At 65.5% G+C, this 14205-nt stretch carries 16 protein-coding genes; 6 read left to right on the forward strand and 10 right to left on the reverse strand.

Features of this window, described 5'->3' with window-relative positions:
* Positions 1-4: 4 nt before the first annotated feature.
* From IVB54_RS37090 to IVB54_RS37125, 8 genes are all read right to left on the reverse strand, one after another.
* On the reverse strand, positions 5-853 hold the full coding sequence (locus IVB54_RS37090) for an amidohydrolase family protein (RefSeq protein ID WP_018460097.1): 849 nt from the start codon (positions 851-853) through the stop codon (positions 5-7).
* Between the two features lie 3 nt (positions 854-856).
* Positions 857-1834, reverse strand: coding sequence for an aldo/keto reductase (locus tag IVB54_RS37095; RefSeq protein WP_018460098.1), 978 nt, complete (start codon positions 1832-1834; stop codon positions 857-859).
* 103 nt (positions 1835-1937) lie between these two features.
* Positions 1938-2870, reverse strand: coding sequence for a sugar-binding protein (locus tag IVB54_RS37100; protein WP_026233945.1), 933 nt, complete (start codon positions 2868-2870; stop codon positions 1938-1940).
* A 94-nt stretch (positions 2871-2964) separates the two neighbouring features.
* Positions 2965-4047 carry an ABC transporter permease gene (locus IVB54_RS37105; RefSeq protein ID WP_018460100.1) on the reverse strand — a complete coding sequence of 361 codons (1083 nt, stop codon included), beginning with the start codon at positions 4045-4047 and terminating at the stop codon, positions 2965-2967.
* Positions 4047-4805, reverse strand: a complete 759-nt coding sequence (locus tag IVB54_RS37110; protein WP_007597833.1) for an ATP-binding cassette domain-containing protein — start codon at positions 4803-4805, stop codon at positions 4047-4049. Before IVB54_RS37110 ends, IVB54_RS37105 begins: the two co-directional genes overlap by 1 nt.
* Before the next feature lie 12 nt (positions 4806-4817).
* Positions 4818-6140, reverse strand: a complete 1323-nt coding sequence (gene xylA, locus IVB54_RS37115) for a xylose isomerase (RefSeq protein ID WP_026233946.1) — start codon at positions 6138-6140, stop codon at positions 4818-4820.
* A complete protein-coding gene (gene xylB, locus IVB54_RS37120) occupies positions 6141-7595 on the reverse strand; it encodes a xylulokinase (RefSeq protein WP_018460102.1) in 1455 nt (484 codons plus the stop codon). It lies immediately after the preceding gene.
* Positions 7596-7677: 82 nt separating this feature from the next.
* Positions 7678-8736, reverse strand: coding sequence for a LacI family DNA-binding transcriptional regulator (locus IVB54_RS37125; protein WP_018460103.1), 1059 nt, complete (start codon positions 8734-8736; stop codon positions 7678-7680).
* 111 nt (positions 8737-8847) lie between these two features.
* On the opposite strand from IVB54_RS37125, the gene IVB54_RS37130 reads away from it, so the two are divergent.
* Complete coding sequence (locus tag IVB54_RS37130) at positions 8848-9375, forward strand: DUF1003 domain-containing protein (protein ID WP_018460104.1); 528 nt, start codon at positions 8848-8850, stop codon at positions 9373-9375.
* A gap of 1 nt (position 9376) precedes the next feature.
* On the opposite strand, the gene IVB54_RS37135 is transcribed toward IVB54_RS37130, so the two are convergent.
* Together IVB54_RS37135 and IVB54_RS37140 are read right to left on the reverse strand one after the other, a co-directional pair.
* Entirely contained in the window at positions 9377-9844 is a 468-nt protein-coding gene (locus tag IVB54_RS37135) for a GNAT family N-acetyltransferase (RefSeq protein WP_085384941.1), read from the reverse strand.
* A gap of 10 nt (positions 9845-9854) precedes the next feature.
* The gene (locus IVB54_RS37140; RefSeq protein ID WP_018460106.1) at positions 9855-10436 is read right to left on the reverse strand and encodes an XRE family transcriptional regulator; all 582 of its coding nucleotides are present in this window, start codon (positions 10434-10436) and stop codon (positions 9855-9857) included.
* A gap of 188 nt (positions 10437-10624) precedes the next feature.
* Here IVB54_RS37140 and IVB54_RS37145 point away from each other — a divergent pair, with 188 nt between their 5' ends.
* The 5 genes from IVB54_RS37145 to IVB54_RS37165 all read left to right on the forward strand — a co-directional run bounded on the left by IVB54_RS37145 (position 10625) and on the right by IVB54_RS37165 (position 14203).
* Entirely contained in the window at positions 10625-11617 is a 993-nt protein-coding gene (locus IVB54_RS37145; RefSeq protein WP_018460107.1) for an alpha/beta hydrolase, read from the forward strand.
* A gap of 110 nt (positions 11618-11727) precedes the next feature.
* On the forward strand, positions 11728-12033 hold the full coding sequence (locus tag IVB54_RS37150) for a hypothetical protein (protein ID WP_247776977.1): 306 nt from the start codon (positions 11728-11730) through the stop codon (positions 12031-12033).
* Positions 12030-12710 carry a helix-turn-helix domain-containing protein gene (locus tag IVB54_RS37155; RefSeq protein ID WP_247776978.1) on the forward strand — a complete coding sequence of 227 codons (681 nt, stop codon included), beginning with the start codon at positions 12030-12032 and terminating at the stop codon, positions 12708-12710. The genes IVB54_RS37150 and IVB54_RS37155 overlap by 4 nt, the downstream gene beginning before the upstream one ends.
* Positions 12711-13100: 390 nt before the next feature.
* Positions 13101-13388 (forward strand): hypothetical protein, encoded by a 288-nt coding sequence (locus IVB54_RS37160; protein WP_247776979.1) that lies wholly within the window; start codon positions 13101-13103, stop codon positions 13386-13388.
* Positions 13385-14203 carry an HK97 family phage prohead protease gene (locus tag IVB54_RS37165; RefSeq protein ID WP_247776980.1) on the forward strand — a complete coding sequence of 273 codons (819 nt, stop codon included), beginning with the start codon at positions 13385-13387 and terminating at the stop codon, positions 14201-14203. Before IVB54_RS37160 ends, IVB54_RS37165 begins: the two co-directional genes overlap by 4 nt.
* The last annotated feature ends 2 nt before the right edge of the window (positions 14204-14205 follow it).

Raw genomic sequence — 14205 nt, forward strand, 5'->3', positions numbered from 1 at the left:
GGCTTCAACCAATCGCCAACCGATACGCAGCCTTCGCATTCACGCCGAACGCCTTCTCCCGCACCTGCGGCCCGAGCTTCATCAGGCAGGCCCCCAGCGCGCCCGTGATCTCACCATAGCTCCCCGCGAGCAAACATACCGGCCAGTCCGAGCCGAACATCAGGCGATCCTCGCCGAAGCATGTCGCGGCGTGCGCGACGAACGGAAACAGCCGTTCCGCATTCCAGTCGCTCCACACCGCTTCCGTCGCCAGCCCCGAGACCTTGCACCAGACATTGCCGCAGGCCGCGAGTGCCGCGATGCCGTTGGACCATCCAGTGCTTCCGCCATCGGCGATCGGCGGCTTGGCTGCGTGGTCGAGCACGAAGCGCGCCTGCGGGAACGCTTGCGCGGTTGCGATCGCGGCCGGCAGCTCGCGGGTGCGGACCAGGAAATCGTAGGCGAGATCGTGCGCGAACACGGCCGTGAGGCCGCGCTGAACGTCCTCGCGCAACAACCAATCCGAGTCGGCCTCGTCATGGACCTGGTGGCGGATGCCGACCAGCTTGTCGCCGCCGGGCGAAGCACGCAACTGCTCCAGCGTATCGCCAAGTGCAGCGTCGGTCAGATCGGCCCAGCCGACGACGCCGATCACCGAGGGCGTCGCATGCGCGATCCGCAGGAATTCCTCGGTCTCAGCCAGCGCGGAGCGGCACTGCACCAGGATGCTCGCGTCGATGCCGTTCGCGCTCAAAAGCGGCGCGAGATCGGCCGGACCGAAGGCACGCCGGATCGGCGTGAGCTCGGGCGCGTCCATCCAGGGATAGTCGGCGCGCGCCGGATCCCAGAAATGCTGGTGAGCGTCGACGATCATGCCTTACGCTCCGGCCGGCAATGGCGCGCGGGCGTCGACGAGTTTTCGCCCACGCAGCTCCTGCCAGAACGCCGCCGGCACCGCCATCTCCGACATCGCGATGTTGTCGGCAATTTCCGCGGCGTTGCGCGCGCCCGTCACGGCGACCGTGACTGCCGGATGGGCCATGCAGAACTGCAGCGCGGCGGCTTTCAGCTCGGTGCCGTGCTTGCGGCAGAGCTCGTCGAGCGTGAGCGCGCGGGCGACGAGTGCCGCATCGGCATCCTGATAATTGAACTTCGCGCCCGTGTGCGGATTGGCCAGGATGCCGCTGTTGTAGATGCCGCCGAGCAGGATGCCGATATTCTTCGCCGCGCAGACCGGGAACAGCGCATCCAGCGCGCCCTGGTCGAGCAGCGTGTAGCGGCCGGCGAGCAGGAAGCAGTCGACCGGAACGGCCTCTGCAAACCGGACCAGCATGTCCGACTGGTTCATGCCGGCACCGATCGCCTTGACGGTACCGTCCCCGCGCAGGCGCTGGAGCGCGCGGAAGGCGCCGGCGACGGCGTCGTCATAGTGATCGTCGGGATCATGCACGAGCAGGACATCGACGCGGTCGAGCCCAAGCCGCGCCAGGCTTTCCTCCACCGACCGCATCACGCCGTCATAACTGAAATCGAACACCGGCCGCTCGCGCGACGTGCCCTTGTAATGCTCGTCCTCGGCGGCAGCGCCATCGGGCGCACGCAGTAGACGGCCGACCTTGGTCGAGATCGCGTAGGAGTCACGGGGTTGTTGCCGCAGGAATGCGCCAAGGCGTCGCTCCGCGAGGCCAAAGCCGTAGAGCGGCGCGGTGTCGAAGAAGCGGATTCCGAGCGACCAGGCGCTTGCGATGGTCGCTTCCGCATCGGCATCGCTGACGGGGGTGAACAATCCGCCGAGCGGGGCAGAACCGAGGCCGAATGAGGTGACATCGAGCGAGCCGAGCCGCGACCTTTTCATTCCCATTGCCTCAACAGTCCTCCCCAACAGCCAAAATCATCTCTCCCGCTTGCGAAAATCGCAAGCGGGAGAGGCACGCAGGAGCGTGGGGCTGGCGACGCTCCTACTTCAACATCTGCGCAACGTTGTCCTTGGTCACGAGATCGAGGCCGGTATAAACGATCTCCGGCACCTTCTCGCCCCTCTTGATGGCGAGCAGCGTGTCCATCGCCTTCTCGCCCATCTCGAACGGACGCTGGCCGACCAGCGCATTGGCGTAGCCATCGCGCAACAGCTCGAGCTGCATCTTCAGCGTATCGGCCACGACAAGCGTGAACTTGCCGGAATCGATATCCTTCTTGTACCTGGACGCGAAGGCCTTGAAGCCTTCGGGGGCGAACATCGGCCAGCCGCCGATGGGAACGATTGCGGCGAGGTCGGGCGTCGCGGTACGCATGTCAGTCATCTGCTGAACCGCCAGCGCGGGATCGTCGTTGCAGAACGTTGGAGAGCCCGCGACCTCGGTCCATTTCGAGCCCTTCAGCGCCTCGCGCACGCCGTCAACGCGTTCGGCGAGGTTCTTGGCGCCGGGACCACCCGAAACCATGGCGTATTTGCCGCCGTCGGGCCGCAGCTTCAGGAGCTCCTTGCCGAGGGCGACGCCGAACTCCTTGTTGTTGGTGCCGATATAGGCGATGCGCTTGGCGCGGGGCGCATCGGCGTCGAAGGTGATGACAGGGATGCCGGCCGCGGTCGCCGCGTCGATCGACTTGGTCATCGCCGCGACGTCGGCAACCGAGATGGCGAGGCCGTCGACCTTCTGGGTGACGAAGTCCTGGATGATCTGGGCCTGCGTCGCCGGCTCGTGCTCGACCGGCCCCTTGTAGATGCACTCGATATTGCCGAGCTCCTTGGCACGCTTCAGGCAGCCGTCGCGCGCGAAGTCGAAGAACGGATTGTTCATCGCCTTGGGCACGATCACGAACCGGTAGTTTGCGGCAAACGCCGGCGTAGCCATCATCGCCACCGCGATGCCGGCAAGTAGAAATTTCCTCATCGTCTCCTCCACCCTTCTTTGGCGCCTGTCCTCTCAAGATCGTCCGGGAAGTGGACAGGCGGCATTTTCGTTGCCGTCCCGGAACGACGTCGTTTCAGATCATCCGCGAGCGGATGCGGTCGACCAATACGGCCAGGATGATGATCACGCCCACCAGCGTCTGCTGCCAGTAGGAGCTGACCTGGGCGAGCACGAGGCCGTTGCGGATCACCTCGAGCAGCACGCAGCCGACGATGGCGCCGAGTGGACCACCGATGCCGCCGGCGAGATTGGCACCGCCGATGACGGCCGCAGCGATCACGTTGAGCTCGTAGGACGTCGCCATGTTGGCCGGCGCCGATCCGAGCCAGCCCGAGATGATGATGCCCTGGAGGCCTGCGGCGAGCGCGCAGATCACATAAACCTCGATCTTCACCCGCACGACCGGGATGCCGGTGAGTTCGGCCGCCTTCTCGTTACCGCCGAGCGCGAACACGTGACGGCCGAACGAGCTGTGGTGCAGCACCACGGCCATCGCCAGCGCGAGGACGATCAGATAAATGAATGGCACGGGCACGCCGAGCACGTCGCCGGAGGTGAGCGCGTAGAAATAACCGGCATCCGGCCCACCGGGAAAGCTGCCCCGTCCGTTGGAGACGACATAGCCGAGCCCGCGCACGATCGAGAGCATGCCGAGGGTGGTGACGAACGGCGACAGGCCGAGCACCGCGATACAGAAGCCGTTGACGAGGCCGGCGAGCAGCGCGACGCCGAGGCCGGCGAGGAGCGAGACCACCAGGATCAGGCCAGGGACATTGGCGAGCACGGTCTTGCCGTCGGCCGCCATGTGCACGAACAGGGATCCCGCCGGCGAGCCGGGCGCCGACAGCTCGGTCATCACCATCGAGGTGATCATGGCGGAGAAGCACATCATCGAGCCGACCGACAGATCGATGCCGCCGGTGATGATCACGAAGGTGACGCCGAGGGTAGCGATAGCGATGAAGGAGAAATTCTTCGCCACGTTCTGCATGTTGCCCTCGGTGAAGAAGTACGGGCTGGCGAAATGCATGACCACCAGCAGCACCGCCAGCGCGAGCAGGACATAGCCGGTCTGGGACGCGAAAATGCCGCGCTGCCACCATCTAATCTTGCCGATGTTCGAGAAGGTGATCGGAGATTCCATGGGCATGGCCATCACGCCGCCTCCTTCGCGCCGGTGATCAGGGCGGTGACTTCCTCGGGGGAGGTCTGGTGGATGGGCTTGTCGGCCCGCTTTTCGCCGCGGCGCATGACGATGACGCGATCGCACACCGCGAACACGTCGGGCATGCGGTGCGAGATCAGCATCACGGCAACGCCCTGCTCCTTCAGCCGGTGAATCAGGCCGAGCACCTGCTCGACCTGGCGGACCGAGATCGCGGCCGTCGGCTCGTCCATCATCACCAGCTTCGCGTTGGAGAGCCGCGTCCGCGCGATCGCAACCGCCTGGCGCTGGCCGCCCGACATCTGCTTGACGAGATCGTCGGGGCGCGTCTCCGAGCGCAGCTCGCCGAACAGCTCCAGCGCACGCGCCGCCATTGCCTTGTGGTCGAGCAACGCGAACGGCCCGATCCTGCGCTTCAGCTCGCGCCCGAGAAACACGTTGGCCGCTGCGGTGAGATTGTCGGCGAGCGCAAGGTCCTGATAGACCACCTCGATGCCGACGCCGCGGGCATCGACGGGCCGGTTGAAATGGACGGCGCTGCCGGCGAAGCGGATTTCGCCGTGGCTGGGGCGGAAATTGCCGGCGATGATCTTGACCAGCGTCGACTTGCCCGCGCCGTTGTCGCCCATCAGGCCGACGACTTCGCCGGGGAGGACCTGCATGTCGACATCATGCAGCGCGCGGATCGCGCCGAACTCCTTGCCGATGCCGGTCAGCTCGAGGACCGGTGTCGCTTGTGCATTTGTCATCAGCGGCCTTCCTCAGACGTAGCGGTTGACGAGGGATTCCAGATATTCCTGCCGGCCCGAGCGCGGCTGCGGGTCAAAGCCCGGGCCGTGCGCGCGGTCGGCAAGTTCGGCAAGCGAGCGCTGGCCGCCGAGAATGGCGCGGCCTTCAGGCCCGGCCCATCCCTCGTAGCGTTTCGCGAGCGGCCCAGTGAGCACGCCGGCGTCGAGCATGTCCGCAGCGGCGAGCAACGCCCGCGCGCAGGCATCCATCGAGCCGACATGGGCATGGATCAGATCGTCGGGATCGATCGACTGGCGGCGGATCTTGGCGTCGAAATTGAGCCCGCCGGAGCTGAAGCCACCGCGGCTCAGGAGCTCGTGGAACACCAGGGCAAGCTCGGGCACGTTCATCGCGAACTGGTCAGTGTCCCAGCCGAGCAGATCGTCGCCGCGGTTGATGTCGAGCGAGCCGAACACACCCAGCGCCTCCGCCAGCGCGACCTCGTGATGGAAGGAGTGGCCGGCGAGGATGGCGTGGTTCTGCTCGATGTTGAGCTTGACGTCCTTCAGCAGGTCGTAACGCGCGAGGAAGCCGTAGCAGGTGGCGACGTCGAAATCATATTGGTGCTTGGTCGGCTCCTTCGGCTTCGGCTCGATCAGGATCGGTCCCTTGAAGCCGATCTTGTGCTTGTGCTCGACCACCAGCGAGACGAAGCGGCCGAGCTGGTCGAGCTCGCGCTTGAGATCGGTGTTGAGCAGCGTCTCGTAGCCCTCGCGCCCGCCCCACAGCACGTAGTTCTGGCCGCCGAGCCTGTGCGTCACCTCCAGCGCGGCGCGGACCTGGCCGGCGGCATAGGTGAATATCTCCGGGTCTGGATTGGTGGCCGCGCCCGCCATGTAGCGGCGATGCGTGAACAAATTGGCGGTGCCCCAGAGCAGGCGCACCTTGCTTGCGGCCATCTTCGCTTCGAACAGATCGGCGATGGCATTGAGGTTGGCAACAGATTCGCCAAGCGAGTTGCCTTCCGGCGCCGCATCGACGTCGTGGAAGGTGAAGAAGGGCACGTCGAGCAGGCGAAACAGCTCGAAGGCGACGTCGGCCTTCGCGCGCGCCTGCGCCATCGCATCGGCGCCGTGATGCCAGGGCCGCAGGAACGTCTCGCCGCCAAAGGGATCGCCGCCGGGCCAGCACAACGAGTGCCAATAGCAGACCGCAAAGCGCAGATGGTCTTCCATCCTGCGGCCATGGACGAGGCGGTCCTTGTCGTACCAGCGGAAGGCAGGCGTGTTGCCGGCATCTCCGCCGGCGAAGGCGACAGGTACGCTTGTATCGAAGAATTTCACTGACGCAGTCACTCAGGCACACTCCTTCAACGCGGGATAAAGTTCGCGCCAGCGGCGATAGGCCTCGTCATAGGCCGCGCTGACCGATGCGCGAGGCGTAAAGCTCGCGAGCCGCCGCGGACGGGTGCAAACCGCAGCCGCGTCTTCGCCGGTGGCGGCGAGCCGTCCGAGCCTGGCGGCGCCGAGCGCCGCTCCGACCTCGCCCTCCTCGACGCGGTGGACGGGGATGCCGAGCACATCGGCGCAGATCTGCGCCCACAGCGGCGAGCGCGAGCCGCCGCCGACGAGATCAACCTCGGGAAGCGGCCCGCCCGCCGCGCTCAGTGCCGCCAGATTGTCGCGCGCAGCGAAGGCGACGCCTTCGAGGACGGCCTGAACGATCTGGGAGCGCCCGGTCGCACCGCGCAGGCCGACGAAGGCACCGCTGGCGGCGGCATCGTTGTGCGGCGTGCGCTCGCCGTCGAGATAAGGCAGGAATTTGACCGGACTCGGTCCATCGACGCGCTCGCCGAGCGGCGCCAGCAGCGCTGGCGCCGGCGTCTCCATCACGCCCGCGAGCCAGGCCAGCGAAGCCGCCGCCGACAGCATCACGCCCATCTGATGCCAGCGGCCGGGCAGCGCGTGACAGAACGCATGGACCGCCGCGGCCGGCGCCGGTGCAAACCGATCGGTGACGCGGAACACCACGCCGGATGTGCCAAGCGACAGAAACGCATCGCCCGGCGCGATGGCGCCGAGCCCGATCGCGCTCGCGGCATTATCGCCGGCGCCGCCGGCGACCACGACATCCCTAGTCATGCCCCAGCGTTGAGCGTAGTCCGGCGCGAGCGTCGCGCTGACGTCGCTGCCCTCGACCAGGCGTGGCATGTGATGGAGATCGAGCCCGGTGGCATGCAGCAGCAGGGGCGACCAGCGGCGCAGACCGACGTCGAGCCATAGCGTGCCGGCCGCGTCCGACATGTCCTCGACCATCTCGCCGGTCAGGCGATAGCGGACATAGGCCTTCGGCAGCAGCACCTTTGCGACGCGCGCGAAGATTTTCGGCTCGTGCCTGGCGACCCAGAGCAGCTTCGGCGCGGTGAAGCCGGGCATGGCCAGATTGCCGGCGATCGTATGCAACGACGGGCAGCGCCGCTCCAGCGCGACGCATTCGGCATGCGAGCGACCGTCGTTCCAGAGGATCGCGGGACGCAGCGGCGCTCCGTCCTCGTCCAGCAGCGTCGCGCCATGCATCTGGCCGGATAGTCCGATGCCGCGCACCCGCGCGACCTCGCGGGGATGGCGGGCGGCAAGATCGTCGACCGCGCCGACCGCCGCATCGACCCAGGCATCGGGATCCTGCTCGGACCACAGCAGCGCCGGATGCGACAGCGCAAGCTCGCGCGCCGCCGTCGCGACAACAGCGCCGGCTTCGCTGACGAGCACCGCTTTCACACCCGATGTGCCGATGTCGATTCCGAGATACACGCCGTCCTCCCTTTCGCCTGTTACGGTGCGCGAACTCAAAGTCGCCTTACCCGCAACGGGTCGTTTTGAATTCCACCTGCCGCTAAGGCAGATTGTCCCGCATCACGATGTCGATCCTGATCTTCTCCTGTTCGCGCAAGATCGGCTCGCCACGGGCGAGCGCGAGCAGCACACGTACGGCGGCGCGCGCTTCATGTCCGGGGTTCTGCGAAATCGCGGCATGCATCACGCCCTGCAGCAGCAGCCGACGCGTCAACGCGGTGAGGTCGTGTCCGACGAACACCGCCTGCTTGTCGCGACTGGCATCGCTCAACGCCTTTTCATTCAACGCGTTGGCGACGCCTTGCGTACCGGCGCCGACATTATAAAGACCCACGATGTCGGCATGCCGGCTCAACAGCCGCGTCAACACCTGCTCCGAACGCGCGTCCTCGTCGCGCCCTTCGAGCACCGGCAGCACGGTGAGGCCGGGGAATTCCGACGCCATCACCTGGTTGAAGCCAAAAATGCGCTCGGCATGATCGCGCAGGCCCTGCGAGCCCGCGACGATCGCGACCTTGCCGGACTTTTGTCCGACCAGCCGCCCGACCAGCGCGCCGGCAGTCCGCCCCGCAGCAATGTTGTCGATGCCGACATAATGGTGCCGGCGCGACGACGGCACGTCCGAGACCAGCGTCACGACCTTGGCGCCGGCATCGACGAGATCGTCGATCGCGGCGCGGACCCTGGGATGATCCAGCGCCACCACAGCGACACCGTCGTAATCATCCGAGAGCCCTTCCAGGGATGCCGCGAGCATGGACGGATCGAACACGTCGGTCGCGACGGTCTCGACGCCAAGGCGGCGGGACGACAACCAGCCCGACATCTCGCCGAGATAATCCTGGATCTGCTGCATGAACGGGTTCGGCCCCGACGGCATCACGAAGGCGAAACGGCGGGCGCGGCCGCGGGCGAGCTCGGCGGCGGCCACGTGCGGCTGGAACGAATTGCGCTCGATCGCCTCCTTGACGCGCCGGACCGTATCCGGCCGCACGCCCGGCCGATTGTGCAGGACGCGGTCCACCGTCGCGAGGCTGACGCCGGCCTGGCGGGCGATGTCCTTCAGCGTCAGCGCGGTCGTGGTGAGCGTCTCGGCCATGGCTGAAGGCTAGCAGAGGTGTTTTGAGGTACGCAACTCATTTTGAGAGGCGGCAGCATTTTCCCGCAGCTCAGCCCAGGAACAGCCTTTCCCGTCCGCCGTTGCCGCCCTGTGCATAACGATATCACCCATGATCCGGGCGAGGGATTGAGCCCGACGCTCGAGCGCAACATCCAGGCTCTGGTCGAGCGCCGCCGCCGGGAGCAGCGCGCTGCCAAGGGTCAGGAAAAGCTTGCCGATGCGATCACGGCGTTCACCGGCAGCATGGCGTTCGTCTATCTCCATGTCGCTGTGTTCGGCTTCTGGATCATCGCCAATCTGCATTGGCTGCCGGGAATCCCGGCCTGGGACGAGAGCTTCGTCGTGCTGGCGATGATTGCTTCGGTCGAGGCGATCTTCCTGTCGACATTCGTGCTGATCTCGCAGAACCGCATGAGTGCAGCAGCGGACAAGCGCGCCGATCTCGATCTCCAGATCAGCCTTCTCGCCGAGCACGAATTGACCAAGGTTGCCCGCCTCCTTACGCAGATCGCCGAGCGGCTCGATGTCCAGCCCGACTCGAAACGGGATCTGGAGGAGGCAAGCCGCGACATCGCTCCCGAGCGCGTGCTCGACAGGATCGAGGAGACGCGCTCCTGAGCTATCGGCTGGCCGACAGGTCGAGGGTCAGGAACAGGCTGTTGGGATCCTCGACATAGCCCTCGAACGGGCCGCAGAGGACAAAGCCATGCGCCCGGTAGAGCGCGAGCGCCGGCTTGAAATAGTCCCACGAGCCGGTCTCGAGGCTGAGCCGCGCCATGCCGCGCGCGCGGGCTTCTGTGACGATGTGGCGGAGCATCTCACCGCCAAAGCCGCGCCGCCGCGTGGTCTGGAGCGTGTGCATCGACTTCACCTCGCCGTGCTCGGCTGACAGCGTCTTCAGCGCACCGACGGCGACCAGCGTCTCGCCGTCCCAGCCGGTCCAGAACGCGATGTCGGGCGCGCGCAGTCCGGAGAGATCGAGCGCATGGGCGCTGCCCGGCGCGGTCTGCGCCCGCGCCGCCGTGACGTGATGATCGAGCAGCGCGATGACGCGCGGATCAAAGGTGTCGCCGGTGCGGATCTGCATCGTCACGGTCTCACATCTTGCCGTAGGACGCGCCGCGGCGCGTGATGATGACGTAGCGCGCGTCCTGTCTGGTCTCGTTCTCGAAGATCACCGCGCGCATCACATCGAAGTCGAGACAGTCGCCTTCGCGCAGGCGAACCGCCTTGGCGTCGATGTGCACGGCGATCGCGCCCTCCAGCATCAGGAGCTGCTGGGTGAAGGCATTGCGGCCCCAAGGGCTGTATGGCACCCGCGCACCGGCCGGCAAATCGACGACGATGATCTCGATGCCGCTCGCCGCGTCCGTGGGCGACGCGTGACGGCGGCGATAGCCGCTGTCGGGATCGCGCCAGTGCGGCTGGTCGGCGAGCCGCACCAGCCGCTCCGGCGGCTTTTCGGCCAGCGCGACGACGTCGCTGAGCGACACGTCGAGCGCGGCGCAGAGTTTTCCCAGCAGCGCAGCCGTCGCGCTGCTCTGCGCCCGCTCCACCCGCCCGATCATCGCCCGGCTGACGCCGGAGCGGCCTGCGAGCTCATTCAGCGTCATGCCGGCCTGCGTCCGCAGCGTCTTCAAGCGACGACCGATCGCGCGATCGAGTTTCTGCTGGTCCATTTTCTTTACAGGTCCTGGTCTCTGATCCGAACATTGCCGACACGAGGACCGCACCCATCAGGGCCGCGAGAAGCTTAAGCTGGGCGATGCGTGCGTGCCGGAAGCGAGGGGCCAATATATTAGAAACTTTGCGGAGCCTATAGGGCCGACTAGGATAGACCCAACGACGATGACCGGGAGGCGGCGACATGGGCGAACCGACGCAGCGGACGATCAAGGCCAACGGCATCAGCCTCAACGTCGCCGAGCAGGGCAAGGGGCCGATGGTGCTGCTCTGCCACGGCTTTCCGGAAGGTTGGTACTCCTGGCGTCACCAACTCGAGGCGCTGGGGGCAGCCGGTTTCCACGCGGTCGCCCCTGACATGCGCGGCTACGGCAAGAGCGACCGGCCCGAAGCGATCGACCAGTACACGATCCTCCACATGGTCGGCGACCTCGTCGGCGTGCTCGACGCTTTCGAGGCGAAGGACGCCGTCATCGTCGGGCACGACTGGGGCGCGACGATCGCCTGGCACACGGCGCGCCTGCGGCCCGACCGCTTCCGCGCCGCCGCCATTCTTAGCGTGCCCTATCGACCACGCAGTCCGGTGCGGCCGACGAGCGTAATGCCACAGACGGCGGATGCGCAGTTCTATCAACTGTATTTCCAGGAGCCGGGTGTCGCCGAAGCAGAATTCGAAAGGGATACGCGCGCAACGCTCGGCGCGATGCTCTATGGCGGTTCCGGCGAAGGCGCGGCGGTGATCCGCGCCAATGCCGAGCGTCAAGGGCGGACCGCCGGTGTCGGCATGGTCTCTCGCAAGGACGGCATGCTGCCGAAGGTGCAGGTGCCGCTGCCGTCGTGGCTGAGCAGCGCGGACCTCGACTATTACGGCGCCGAATTTGCCCATAGTGGGTTTCGCGGACCGCTCAACTACTATCGCAACATCGATCGCAACTGGGAGCTGATGGGCGCCTTCGAGGGCGTCAAGGTGGTCGTGCCCTCGCTCTTCATCGCCGGCGACTACGACATGGTCATGGCCTTCCCTGGCGCCGCCGAGCACGTTGCCAACATGAAGCAATGGGTGCCGCAATTACGCGAGATCAAGATGCTACCGGGGTGCGGACACTGGACGCAGCAGGAACGGCCGGCGGAGGTGAACGCGGCGATCGTGGAATTTCTGCGGAGCCTGCCGAACTAAAGGATGGAGCGGGCGAAGGGAATCGAACCCTCGTATGCAGCTTGGGAAGCCAAGGTAAGCTGTTGATCTAACTAAACCACGTTCCCCGCGCTATTCGAGCGGAGAACGACGTGACTAAGCCAGGCGGCTGGAAGCACAGCCAGGAAACCTGCTCCAAAATCGCCGCGACCAGGCGCGGACAGCTGCTCGACCCGGCCGAGCGAGCCAAGATCGCCGAGGCGACCAAGGCGCGCATGGCCGATCCAGCCGTTCGGCAGCGGATCCGCGAGGGGATGCTGCGGGCGAGTGGATCAGCCGACGAGCTGCGGACACTTCGCGCTGTGTGGCGCGCTACTCGCCCGACCGTCCGGGCACGCTTCCTGGCTGAGCTGCTCGAGCCGGTCTGCCGGGCCGATCGCGAGGGCGATCAGTCATGAGCTGGCAGGCTACTGCATGGGCCGCAAAGCAGATCACTGGCTCAGCCTCGAACAAGCTGACCCTGCTCGCCTTGGCGAACTATGCGGACGACAAGGGCATTTGCTGGCCCACGCAAGAGACGCTCGCTAACGACACTGAGCAGAGCATTGATACCGTCCAGAGGCGGATCAAGTCGCTCGTCAACCTCGGCCTGGTGCACGTCGAGACGCGGCCCGGCGGGCGCGGCCGTTGGGATGGCAGAAGGTATCACTTGGTCGGTGTTGCAGAAATGTCCAAGCCGCAATCTGCGGTACGGTCAAGGCCTGCAAGTGACCTCTCGGCCGAGCCTCACCATGCCGCACCAGGCCCGGCCACCATACCGCACCAGGCCCGGTCACCGTACCGCACAGCTGTGCGGCATATAACCTCCAAAGAACCTCCATTAGAACCTTCAGCGCGCAAAACTGCGAATTCCGCCGACGAACGTCTGCAAGCTTTCCAGGCGAACCGTGAGCCGACAGAGGTCATCCAGAACCGCATAGCTCAGCGCCTTGGATCGGAAGGCTGGCTGATCCTAGGCGAGCTGAGCGATGCGCAGCGCGCAAGGCTCACCACCCTGCAGCGTCGCGGCGAGCTCGACGATGCGGCCCTAACTGCCTTCGCCGCGTCAGTGCGCCTCGCGCGAGCGCCTCCGTGACCGGGGTGGGGGTGGGTCAAAAGTCCACGCAGGAAGTTGCGGCAGACCGGCCTCTCTCTCATTCGCAGGTTTTTTTCCCGCTCAGCAGCATTTTTCGGGACCAGTAGCAAGGTTGATCGATGAGCTCTCAAAGACCGATCGAGTCAAATCAAGCACTTAGCGACTCGGCGGGCGGCCGCGCGACGGAATTGCCGGCAGGAAAATCGAATTATTTCCCGCAGCTGAATTTGCCGTTGCGACAGCCGGTGACGTGCGTCGTTTGCGGCGGGCCGTTCGAAATCGTCCGCCGGCGCGGCCGGCCTCAAAAATTTTGTTCCGCTCGCTGCCGAGCGGAACAGCTTCGCTGCCAGCAGACTGCCTGGACCGTTCGACAGAAAAGGAAAATCGACAATGGATGAAAATCGAAAGCATATCCGCGATCTGATCGCGGCCAACGCCGGCGCGCTGGCCGGCAATTTGAGAAATCTGTGGGTGCGCTCAATCGAGGATCTGCAGGACGGCGGCGTTGATCTCGCAGCCCTCGCGGATGCGATGTTCGATGTCGGCCTAACCTACAAGATCGCGATCGAGGGCAAGCACCGAACGGTCGAAACCCTGCGCGCCGTTACTGACATGCTCGAGGAGAAGCTTCCGGACGCCGCGCCGCGCCGCGCCGCAAAGTCGGGGAGGCCGAATTGACAGAATCGCTCAAATCAGATTTTGCTGACCTGGTCGTCACGGCGGATCGCCGGGCGCGCCCTACTCACGGCAACGCGAAAGCGGGCTGCGAGCAAAGCCAGATCGAGCCGTCGCGCTCGCAACCTTTGCCGTGGAATTTGCCGATGAGCATCAAACACCAAAATCTCGACGCGTCGCACCAGCACAAGCAGGCCGCGCCCACACGCTTCAAGCTTGCTGCCTCGGCAGGGCGCATCGAAGGTTACGGATCGATCTTCGGGAACGTCGACAGCTACGGCGAGCGCGTCGTCAGTGGCGCGTTCGCCGGCTCGATCCAAAAATTCAAAGCCGAAAAGCGGATGCCGGCGCTGCTGTGGCAGCATCGCTCGGATGAGCCGATCGGCCGCTGGATCGACATGCAGGAGGATGAGGTTGGCCTCTGGATGCATGGCGAGTTCAATCTCGAGACCACCCGCGGCAAGGATGCCTATCACCACGTCCAGGCGGGCGACGTCGACGGCCTATCGATCGGCTATAAGACGATCAAAGCGCAGCCGAATGGCAAGGTCATGGATCTGCTCGAGCTGCGGCTGATGGAAACTAGCATCGTCACGTTTCCAGCGAATCCAAAAAGCCGAATTACCGGCGTGAAGGCCGAATCGTCGGCCGACGTCGAACGAATACTGCGCGAGGGCGGATTGCCCCGCGCATATGCAGCCAAGTTCGCACAGGCCGGATGGGCCGCGCTAGCTGGGCAAACTTCCGACCACGATCTCAAACTCAACGAGCTGCTCGAGCTGGTCAAATCCGCTCGAGTTGATCTCAGAAAGGTCTAATC

The sequence above is a fragment of the Bradyrhizobium sp. CW1 genome, assembly GCF_023100665.1.
GTDB lineage: Bacteria > Pseudomonadota > Alphaproteobacteria > Rhizobiales > Xanthobacteraceae > Bradyrhizobium > Bradyrhizobium canariense_D.

What these genes read in the sequence shown, in the direction of transcription:
- IVB54_RS37110 (WP_007597833.1), bottom strand. Translation starts at nt 4,805, where the DNA reads ATGACAAATGCACAAGCGACACCGGTCCTCGAGCTGACCGGCATCGGC.
- IVB54_RS37095 (WP_018460098.1), bottom strand. Translation starts at nt 1,834, where the DNA reads ATGAAAAGGTCGCGGCTCGGCTCGCTCGATGTCACCTCATTCGGCCTC.
- IVB54_RS37090 (WP_018460097.1), bottom strand. Translation starts at nt 853, where the DNA reads ATGATCGTCGACGCTCACCAGCATTTCTGGGATCCGGCGCGCGCCGAC.
- IVB54_RS37105 (WP_018460100.1), bottom strand. Translation starts at nt 4,047, where the DNA reads ATGGCCATGCCCATGGAATCTCCGATCACCTTCTCGAACATCGGCAAG.
- IVB54_RS37155 (WP_247776978.1), top strand. Translation starts at nt 12,030, where the DNA reads ATGAGCTGGCAGGCTACTGCATGGGCCGCAAAGCAGATCACTGGCTCA.
- IVB54_RS37140 (WP_018460106.1), bottom strand. Translation starts at nt 10,436, where the DNA reads ATGGACCAGCAGAAACTCGATCGCGCGATCGGTCGTCGCTTGAAGACG.
- IVB54_RS37100 (WP_026233945.1), bottom strand. Translation starts at nt 2,870, where the DNA reads ATGAGGAAATTTCTACTTGCCGGCATCGCGGTGGCGATGATGGCTACG.
- IVB54_RS37125 (WP_018460103.1), bottom strand. Translation starts at nt 8,736, where the DNA reads ATGGCCGAGACGCTCACCACGACCGCGCTGACGCTGAAGGACATCGCC.
- IVB54_RS37160 (WP_247776979.1), top strand. Translation starts at nt 13,101, where the DNA reads ATGGATGAAAATCGAAAGCATATCCGCGATCTGATCGCGGCCAACGCC.
- IVB54_RS37135 (WP_085384941.1), bottom strand. Translation starts at nt 9,844, where the DNA reads ATGCAGATCCGCACCGGCGACACCTTTGATCCGCGCGTCATCGCGCTG.
- IVB54_RS37145 (WP_018460107.1), top strand. Translation starts at nt 10,625, where the DNA reads ATGGGCGAACCGACGCAGCGGACGATCAAGGCCAACGGCATCAGCCTC.